This window comes from Streptomyces sp. NPDC007905 (assembly GCF_042959345.1).
Lineage (GTDB): Bacteria > Actinomycetota > Actinomycetes > Streptomycetales > Streptomycetaceae > Streptomyces.
In genome coordinates, this window is sequence record NZ_JBIBKS010000031.1 from 70,904 (window position 1) to 79,043 (window position 8,140).

Below are 8,140 nucleotides of genomic sequence, written 5' to 3' on the forward strand. Positions count from 1 at the left end.
GTTGCGTTTCCCTGATGTCGAGTCACCACACCGCGCCCGCGCGGGAACCAGCACGGCTACCGTCGTATGTCTACGAGGTGGAGGGGGCGTACGCGGCATGAGTCCCACAGAAGAGCAGGGCTACTCCGAGACGGGCCAGACCCGGACCCGCCTGCCCGGCGGCGACCCGTACGGCGGCGCGCCCCGCAGAACCGGCCGCTCCTCCTCCCGGAGCCTGGTCACGGTGGTCGGCGTGGTCGTCCTCCTCATCGCCGCGATCGCCTTCGCGAACAGGGGAGACAGCTCTTCCACGGACGGCCCCGCCGCGAAGACGGACCAGCCGAAGGCCGCGGCCACGGCAGCCACCGGGTCACGTCCCGTGGAGACGAAGAGCGGTGGGATTCCCTCGGGTTTCGCGCACACGCAGCAGGGCGCGCAGAGCGCTGCCGCGAACTATGCGGTGGTGCTGGGGTCGGCCGACATGTTCAACACCGCTTGGCGGCACCAGATCGTCGACACGGTCTACGCCCGGGATGTCGCAGCCGCCAAGCAATCGGCCATGGACAGCGCCTACTCCAACGAGAAGTTCCTCTCCAACATCGGCCTGGCCAAGGACGGCAGCGCGCCGAAGGGTCAGACCTTCGTCTCGCGGGTCATCCCCGTCGGGACCAAGGTCACCTCGTCGGGCTCGGACGCCACCACGGTCGAGGTCTGGTACACCTCGCTGTTCGGCCTCTCCGGTGAGGCCTCGAGGAACCCGGTGACCGAGAGCTGGTACACCACGACGTACGAACTGAAGTGGGTCGACACCGACTGGAAGATCACCGACTTCCAGCAGAAGGACGGACCCGTCCCCGTGGGCCGCGATCAGACGGCCTCCACCGCCGACGACATGACGAAGGCCGTCGAGGAGTACGGAGGGTTCACGTATGCGCGCTAACCACCGCGTCCTCAAGCTCACTGCGGTGCTCGGCACCGTGCAGACGGCCACGCTCCTGCTGGCCACCCACGCCGTCGCCGCGCCCACTCCGTCCCCCAAGAAGAGCAACGACCCCTGTGACCTGATCCGCGGCGCTGCCAAACAGTTCTGCGAAAAAGACAACGGCTCCAAGGGCGGCTCCTCGAGCATCACCCCCGGCAGTCCCCTCGGCTCCACCCTCGACCCCCTCTCCTCCCTCGGCAAGGGCTGTGCCGACGCCGCCTCCTGGACCATCGGGAAGCTCAGTGACGCCGTGAAGGAGACCGCGAACGTCGACTTCACGAACACGAAGTTCCTGCAGCAGTACGCCGTCGTGTTCGCGGCGTCCACGATCCTCACGCTCCTGCTGTGGCTGCTGGCCGTGGCGAAGAGGGCCGTACGAGGGGTGCCCCTCACCACCGCCATCTCCGAAGCCGTCGGCTTCCTCTGGCTGACCGTGCTCGCCTCCGCCTTCACCCCGCTGATTCTGTACACCGTCGTCTCGGCGACGGACGGAGTCACGGACGTCCTCGCGAAGGCGACCGGCGACCAGACGGACACCTTCTTCGGCACCTTCTCGGGCGCCCTCAGCAAGGGCAACGACATCGGCGGCGGACCGATCATGCTGATCGTCGTCTCCCTGGTCAGCATCCTCGCCGCCGGCATCCTCTGGCTGGAGCTGGTCATCCGCGCCGCCCTGCTGTACGTCGGCGCCCTCCTCGGCACCGTCGTCTACGCCGGCCTCGTGGACAAGAACCTGTGGGGACACGTACGCCGCTGGGCCGGAATCATGATCGCCGTGATACTGGTCAAACCGGTGATCGTCATCGTGCTCGGCCTCGCCGGCGCCCTGTCCGGAGACAGCGGCCCGGACTCCTTCTCCGCCGTCGTCTCCGGCCTCGCCATCATCCTGCTCGCCATCTTCGCCAGCGCGATGATCTACCGCTTCGTCCCCGGCTTCGGCGACGAGATCGCCGGCTCCCGCAACAACCGCATCATGCAGGGTGCCGAGGGCAAGGCCGCCGCGGTCATCAGCTCCCCGGCCACCCTCGTCGCCCAGGGCATCAAGACCCACAGTTCCCGCGCCGACAACACCGGAGGCGGCTCCGGCTCGCCCCGCCCCTCGAATCCCGCCTCCGGTGGCGTCGCCGCCCACAGCAGCCGTGCCCCCCAGGGCGGCGGCGGAGCAGTCCCCTCCGCCGCGCCCGCGCCGCGCGCACCCAGCCCGGTCAACACCCCGCACGCCAGTAACACCCGTAACAGCAACCGCTCGGGAGGTGAAGGGCGTTGACGACCGAGTCCCACATGTCCCATCCGGTCACGCCCCGCCGTACGTATCTGATCGGCCGCGCCCGGCCGAACGCGATCATCGGCAGGAACCGCGAGTCCGGCGAGATCGCGCTGATCGTCGTCGGCGCGTTCCTCGGCATGATGTGCGGCCTCCTCGTCCCGGTCCTGTCCCTGCGGATCGTGCTGCTGACGGGCTTCCCGCTGCTCGCGCTCGCCGCGGTCTACGTCCCGTACAAGCGCCGTACGTTCTACAAGTGGTTCGAGATCAACCGCACGTACAAGCGCACCGTCAAGCGCGGCGCCGTCTACCGCTCCGCCGCCATGGAGGCGGGCACGCGGCTCGACGGGCGGGAGATCGAGGTCGGTCCGCCGCCGGGGATCGGCCGGATCAACTGGCTCGCCGCGCCCTTCGGGCCCGACGAGATCGCCGTACTCCTGCACGCCGACCGCAGAACGGTCACCGCCTGCATCGAGATCGAGGGCCCCGGCGTCGGCCTGCGCGACTCCGAGGACCAGGAAGCCCTCGTCGACCGCTTCGGCACCCTGCTCAAGCACGTGGCCAACGGCGACGGGTTCGTCACCCGCCTGCAAATGCTCGCCCGCACGCTCCCCGCCGACCCCGACGCGCACGCCAAGGACGTGTCCGTACGCGGCGACGACCGGGCGCCGGAATGGCTGGCCCGGTCCTACGACCAGCTGCAGTCGATGGTGTCCACGAGCAGCGAGCAGCACCGCGCCTACCTCGTCGCCTGCATGCACTACACCCGCGAACTGGCCGCCGAGGCGCAGGCCATGGCACGGGCCGCGCGGCCCCAGTCGGGGCGCAAGCTGGACCGCGACGCCGGCCTCGCCGTCGTCATGGCCCGCGAGCTGACCGACATCTGCTCGCGCCTGCAGGAGGCCGACATCCGCGTCCGCCAGCCCCTCGGGCAGAGCAGACTCGCCTCCCTCATCCACTCCATGTACGACCCGGACCACCCCATCGACCACATCCAGGCGATGAGCAAGCGGAACGCCTGGCCGGCCGAGCTGGACGCCATGGAGCCCACCTACCTCCAGGCCAAGACCCGCGAGTCCGCCACCCGCGCCCCCTGGTGCCACGCCACCGCCTGGGTGAAGGAGTGGCCGATGACCCCCGTCGGCGTCAACTTCCTCGCGCCGCTGCTCGTCCACACCCCGGACGTCATCCGAACGGTTGCCGTGACGATGGACCTCGAGCCCACCGAGGTGGCCATCGAACGCATGCTGACCGAGAAGACGAACGACGAGGCCGAGGCCTCCCGCGCCGCCAAGATGAACCGCACGGTGGACCCGCGGGACATCGCCGCGCACAACCGCCTCGACCAGCGGGGCGAAGACCTCGCCAGTGGCGCCGCGGGAGTGAACCTCGTCGGCTACATCACCGTGTCGTCCCGCTCCCCGGAGGCGCTCAACCGCGACAAGCGGACGATAAGGGCCTCCGCCGGGAAGTCGTACCTCAAGCTGGAGTGGTGCGACCGCGAGCACCACCGGGCCTTCGTGAACACACTTCCCTTCGCCACCGGCATTCGAAGGTAGGGGCTGATGCGCTGATGCGGGACCCGCTGTCCGTCCTCACGGACGCCTTCACGTCCTTCCTGTTCGGGAAGGTCGAGTCGACCCGGCTGCCGGTGCGCACCTCCACGGGCCAGGCCCAGGCCGTCTACCTGCCCACCGCCGCGCCCGGCCTCGGCGACTCCGGTGTCATCATCGGCCGCGAGGTGTACTCCGGGAAGGGCTACATCTACGACCCCTTCCAGCTGTACGGCCAGCAGCTCCCGGCCCCCCACTGGCTGGTCCTCGGCGAGTCCGGCAACGGCAAGTCGGCCCTGGAGAAGACGTACGTCCTGCGGCAGCTGCGCTTCAAGGACCGCCAGGTCGTCGTCCTGGACGCACAGGGCGAGGACGGCGTGGGCGAGTGGAACCTGATCGCGCAGGAACTGGGGATAACTCCCATCCGCCTGGACCCGATGGCGGCCCTGGACCACGGGATCCGTCTGAACCCCCTGGACCCGGCGATCACGACCACCGGTCAGCTCGCGCTGCTGCGGACCATCATCGAGGTCGCGATGGGCCACGGCCTGGACGAGCGCTCGGGCTTCGCCCTCAAGGTCGCCCACTCCTACGTCAACGAGTCCATCCTCGACCGCCAGCCGGTCCTCACCGACATCGTGGACCAGCTACGGCACCCCGAGCCGGAGTCGGCGGAGGCGATGAACGTCGCCATAGACGACGTACGGGCCTGGGGACTCGACGTCGCCCTGGTCCTGGACCGGCTGGTCGACGGTGACCTGCGGGGCATGTTCGACGGCCCCACCACGGTCGGCATCGACCTGGACGCCCCCCTCATCGTCTTCGACCTGTCCCACATCGACCGCAACTCCATCGCCATGCCCATCCTGATGGCGATCGTCGGTGTGTGGCTGGAGCACACCTGGATCCGCCCCGACCGCAAGAAGCGCATCTTCCTGGTCGAGGAGGCCTGGCACATCATCAACAGCCCCTTCGTGGCCCAACTGTTCCAGCGGCTGCTGAAGTTCGGCCGTCGGCTGGGCCTGTCCTTCGTCGCGGTCGTCCACCACCTGTCCGACGTGGTGGACGGCGCTGCCGCGAAGGAAGCGGCGGCGATCCTCAAAATGGCCTCGACCAGAACGATCTACGCCCAGAAGGCGGACGAGGCGAGGGCGACGGGCCGGGTCCTGGGCCTCCCGCGCTGGGCGGTGGAGATCATCCCCACCCTCACCCCCGGTATCGCCGTCTGGGACGTCAACGGCAACGTCCAGGTGGTCAAACACCTGGTCACGGAGACGGAGCGGCCACTGGTGTTCACCGACCGCGCGATGACCGAGTCCTCCAGCGACCTGACGGCCGACGACGCCCTGCGCGCGGCCGAGCTCGAGGCCGAACAGCGGGCGGCGGCCTTCGTGGAGCAGCACCTTGGCGACTCCGAATCGACGGTGGCGTAGGGGGCGAACAGAGTGAGACCGGACGATCGTCGCGACAACCGCCAGGACGGGCAGGGCGGCATCCCCGACGGCCTGCTGATCGGCATACTCGCCTTCCTCCTCGGCATGACGGTGCTGGTGTGGACGGCCACGGGTCTGGCGGCCCTCTTCTCCCGGGGCGCCTGGCCCGACGCCGTCACCTTCACCCGCACCGCCCTGGCCATGCGCCACCTCATCGGCCGACCCCACGACATCGCCGGCGCCTGGCCGGACACCCCCGCGACCCAGCTGCCCGGCTGGGGCCTGTTCTGGGGCCTGCTCATCGGCCAGCTGATGATCCTCTTCGTCCTCGCCCTGTTCGTGATGGGCGCGGTGGCGAGATGGCGAGCGGGGAAGGTACGACGGGCGTTCGAGAGGGGGGCGGCGAAGGGACGCGCAGGCGCTCCGACGCCGACTCCGGCGCCCGAGGCCGCACCCGCACCCGCACCCGCACCCGCACCCGCACCCGCACCGCAACAGCGTCACGAGGTCCCGGTTCCGCGCACGCAACCGGAGACGGTGGAAGCGGTGCAGGCGGCGGAGGCCCTCCCGGTGGCGGCGGACCCATTGGGCGCCGTCCCGTCCAAGGGTGAACGGGTGGACGGATGGGAGACGAACCGCGTCGAAGGCGCGGTGCACTGCGGCCCGCCTGCGGCCCGCCACTCAACCGCGGCCCAGGCCATCCGCGACGCATCGGGCCCCGTCGTGGTCGTCACCTCGAACCCGGCCCTGTGGGCGGAGACGAAGGACGCCCGGGCCAAACTCGGCCCCACCCTCCTGTACGACCCCACCCACCTGTGCGACACCCCCGCCCGCCTCCACTGGTCCCCCGCCACGGGCTGTGAAGACAAACAAACGGCCCGGCAGAGAGCCATCGCCCTCCTGAGCCCGGTCCAGCCCACGGCCAGGATCGACCAAGCAGTCGCCGACACGGCGGTAACGCTCCTGAGGAGCTACCTCCACGCCGCCGCCCTGGAAACCCGCACCATCCGCCACGTCCACCGCTGGGCCCAGGGCACCCAGATCCAGGACGCGGTACGAACCCTGCGTACCCACCCCAAGGCCGCCCCCGGCGCCGCGGGCGAACTCGAAGCCGCCCTCACCGCGCATCCGGAACGCCGGGACGTGGCCCAGGAGTTGACCAGCCGGGCGCTGGCCGCCCTCTCCATGGTCAACATCCGCGAGGCTTGCACCCCCAACCGAACCGATGCCCTCGCCTTGGATTCCTTCGTCCACGAAGGGGGCACGCTTTATGTGGTCGGTGAATCCATCGAGGACCCCAGGACGCACCCCCGCGCGATGCCCCTCCTGACGGCCCTCGTCTCTAGCGTGGTCGAGCGCGGCCGGCGCATGGCCGAACGGTCATCCTCCGGTCGGCTCGACCCACCACTCACCCTGGTCCTGGACGACATCGCGGCCGTGGCCCCCCTCCCCCAGCTGCCCGAACTGCTCACCACCGGAGCCGGCCAGGGCCTGCCCACCCTCGCCCTGCTCCGCTCCCGCGAACAGGCCAGGTCCCGCTGGCCCCACCAGGAGCTCCCGGTCTAGGACTGCCGCTCCAGAACGAACTCCAGCTCCTTCTCGGCCTGGTCCTTGGAGAAGGACAGGACGACCCCGCTCGGTACGAACCCCACCTTGCGGTACGCCCCCTGGGCCCGCGTGTTGTCCTCGTGCACGAGCAGCCGTACCCGCTCGGCACCGCGCTCCCACGCCCAGGCCACACCGGCGTCGAACAGCGCCTTGATCAACCCGTTCCCGCGGTGTTCCGGCCGTACGAACACACCGACCGCATGTCCCTGCCGACGCTCGACCGGGTAGCCGGCCCAGTCCTTCGTGCCGGCCTCCTCGATGAGCACGGTGACGGTGCCGGCCCATGTCCCGTCCGCCGCCTCGGCGATGAACTGGCGGGCCCCTCTGGATTCTTCGGCCGATCGCGCGGCCCGCTCCTGGTAGAACGAGTCCGGCCGGCCCACGGCGTCCTCGTAGGTCTCCAGGAACGCGATGTGCGCGACCGGATCTCTCAGCGCATCGAGCCGCAGTTGCTTCACCGTGGCCCACTCGTCGGGTCGTATGGCGCGGACGACATAGGCATCGCCGGTCGGAGTGCTCATGGGGCCACCGTAGCCCGCGCCCCCGGGACCGCTCATCCGATATACGCACCCCGGCTGTCAGTGGCGGGGCCTACCGTGGGCGCATGACCACGCTTTCCGATCGACCCCACACCGCACTGCTCGTCATCGACGTCCAGAACGGCGTCGTGGCGGGCGCCCACAACCGCGACGGCGTCATCGCCAACATCAACACCCTGATCGACAAGGCCCGTTCGGCGGACGTGCCGGTCGTCTGGGTGCAGCACTCCGACGAGGAGCTGACCTACGGCAGCGAGAACTGGCAGTACGTGCCGGAGCTGAAGCGCCAGGACGACGAGCCGGTGGTGCACAAGGAGTACGCGGACTCCTTCGAGGGCACCGACCTGGAGTCCGTGCTGGCCGAGCGGAAGGTGGGCCGGCTTCTCGTCACGGGCGCCCAGACGGACGTGTGCGTCCGTTCGACCCTGCACGGCGCGATCGTCCGCGGCTACGACGCGACACTGGTCGCCGACGCCCACACCACGGAGGACCTGACCAAGTACGGCGTTCCGGCCCCTGCCCAGGTGATCGCCCACACCAACTTCTACGGAGATGGCACAGCGCACCAGGCCGGCAGGGCGGGACCGTGGAGACGGCCGAGGTGGTCTTCTAGCCGCTGTCTACAGAAGAACGCGAAAGAGCCCCAACTCGCGGGATCTACCCGGAGTTGGGGCTCTTTCTCAAAATTTGTTCGGCGGCGTCCTACTCTCCCACAGGGTCCCCCCTGCAGTACCATCGGCGCTGTGAGGCTTAGCTTCCGGGTTCGGAATGTAACCGGGCGT

The 8,140-nt window shown here is 69.6% G+C and carries 6 protein-coding genes, 1 rRNA gene and 1 pseudogene; 6 read left to right on the top strand and 2 right to left on the bottom strand.

Annotation, left to right across the window (positions count from 1 at the left end; genetic code table 11):
• The first annotated feature begins 97 nt into the window (after positions 1 to 97).
• From ACFZDC_RS36865 to ACFZDC_RS36885, 5 genes are read left to right on the top strand one after another with little or no spacing between them, the layout of a single operon-like run.
• Positions 98 to 919: a hypothetical protein gene (locus ACFZDC_RS36865; protein WP_391330782.1), complete on the top strand. Its 822-nt coding sequence runs from the start codon at positions 98 to 100 to the stop codon at positions 917 to 919.
• Entirely contained in the window at positions 909 to 2,228 is a 1,320-nt protein-coding gene (locus tag ACFZDC_RS36870) for a hypothetical protein (RefSeq protein ID WP_391330784.1), read from the top strand. Before ACFZDC_RS36865 ends, ACFZDC_RS36870 begins: the two co-directional genes overlap by 11 nt.
• A 14-nt stretch (positions 2,229 to 2,242) precedes the next feature.
• The gene (locus ACFZDC_RS36875; protein ID WP_391330795.1) at positions 2,243 to 3,784 is read left to right on the top strand and encodes an SCO6880 family protein; all 1,542 of its coding nucleotides are present in this window, start codon (positions 2,243 to 2,245) and stop codon (positions 3,782 to 3,784) included.
• Positions 3,785 to 3,798: 14 nt separating this feature from the next.
• Complete coding sequence (locus ACFZDC_RS36880) at positions 3,799 to 5,211, top strand: ATP-binding protein (protein ID WP_391330786.1); 1,413 nt, start codon at positions 3,799 to 3,801, stop codon at positions 5,209 to 5,211.
• Positions 5,212 to 5,223: 12 nt separating this feature from the next.
• Positions 5,224 to 6,777, top strand: a complete 1,554-nt coding sequence (locus ACFZDC_RS36885) for a TraM recognition domain-containing protein (RefSeq protein ID WP_391330788.1) — start codon at positions 5,224 to 5,226, stop codon at positions 6,775 to 6,777.
• On the opposite strand, the gene ACFZDC_RS36890 is transcribed toward ACFZDC_RS36885, so the two are convergent.
• Entirely contained in the window at positions 6,774 to 7,340 is a 567-nt protein-coding gene (locus tag ACFZDC_RS36890) for a GNAT family N-acetyltransferase (protein ID WP_391330790.1), read from the bottom strand. The two genes, ACFZDC_RS36885 and ACFZDC_RS36890, sit on opposite strands and share 4 nt — an antisense overlap.
• Positions 7,341 to 7,423: 83 nt before the next feature.
• Here ACFZDC_RS36890 and ACFZDC_RS36895 point away from each other — a divergent pair.
• A pseudogene (locus tag ACFZDC_RS36895) lies at positions 7,424 to 7,971 on the top strand (cysteine hydrolase family protein).
• A 76-nt stretch (positions 7,972 to 8,047) separates the two neighbouring features.
• Here the strand turns inward: ACFZDC_RS36895 and rrf are convergent.
• A 5S ribosomal RNA gene (gene rrf / locus ACFZDC_RS36900) occupies positions 8,048 to 8,140 on the bottom strand; the annotation flags it as partial.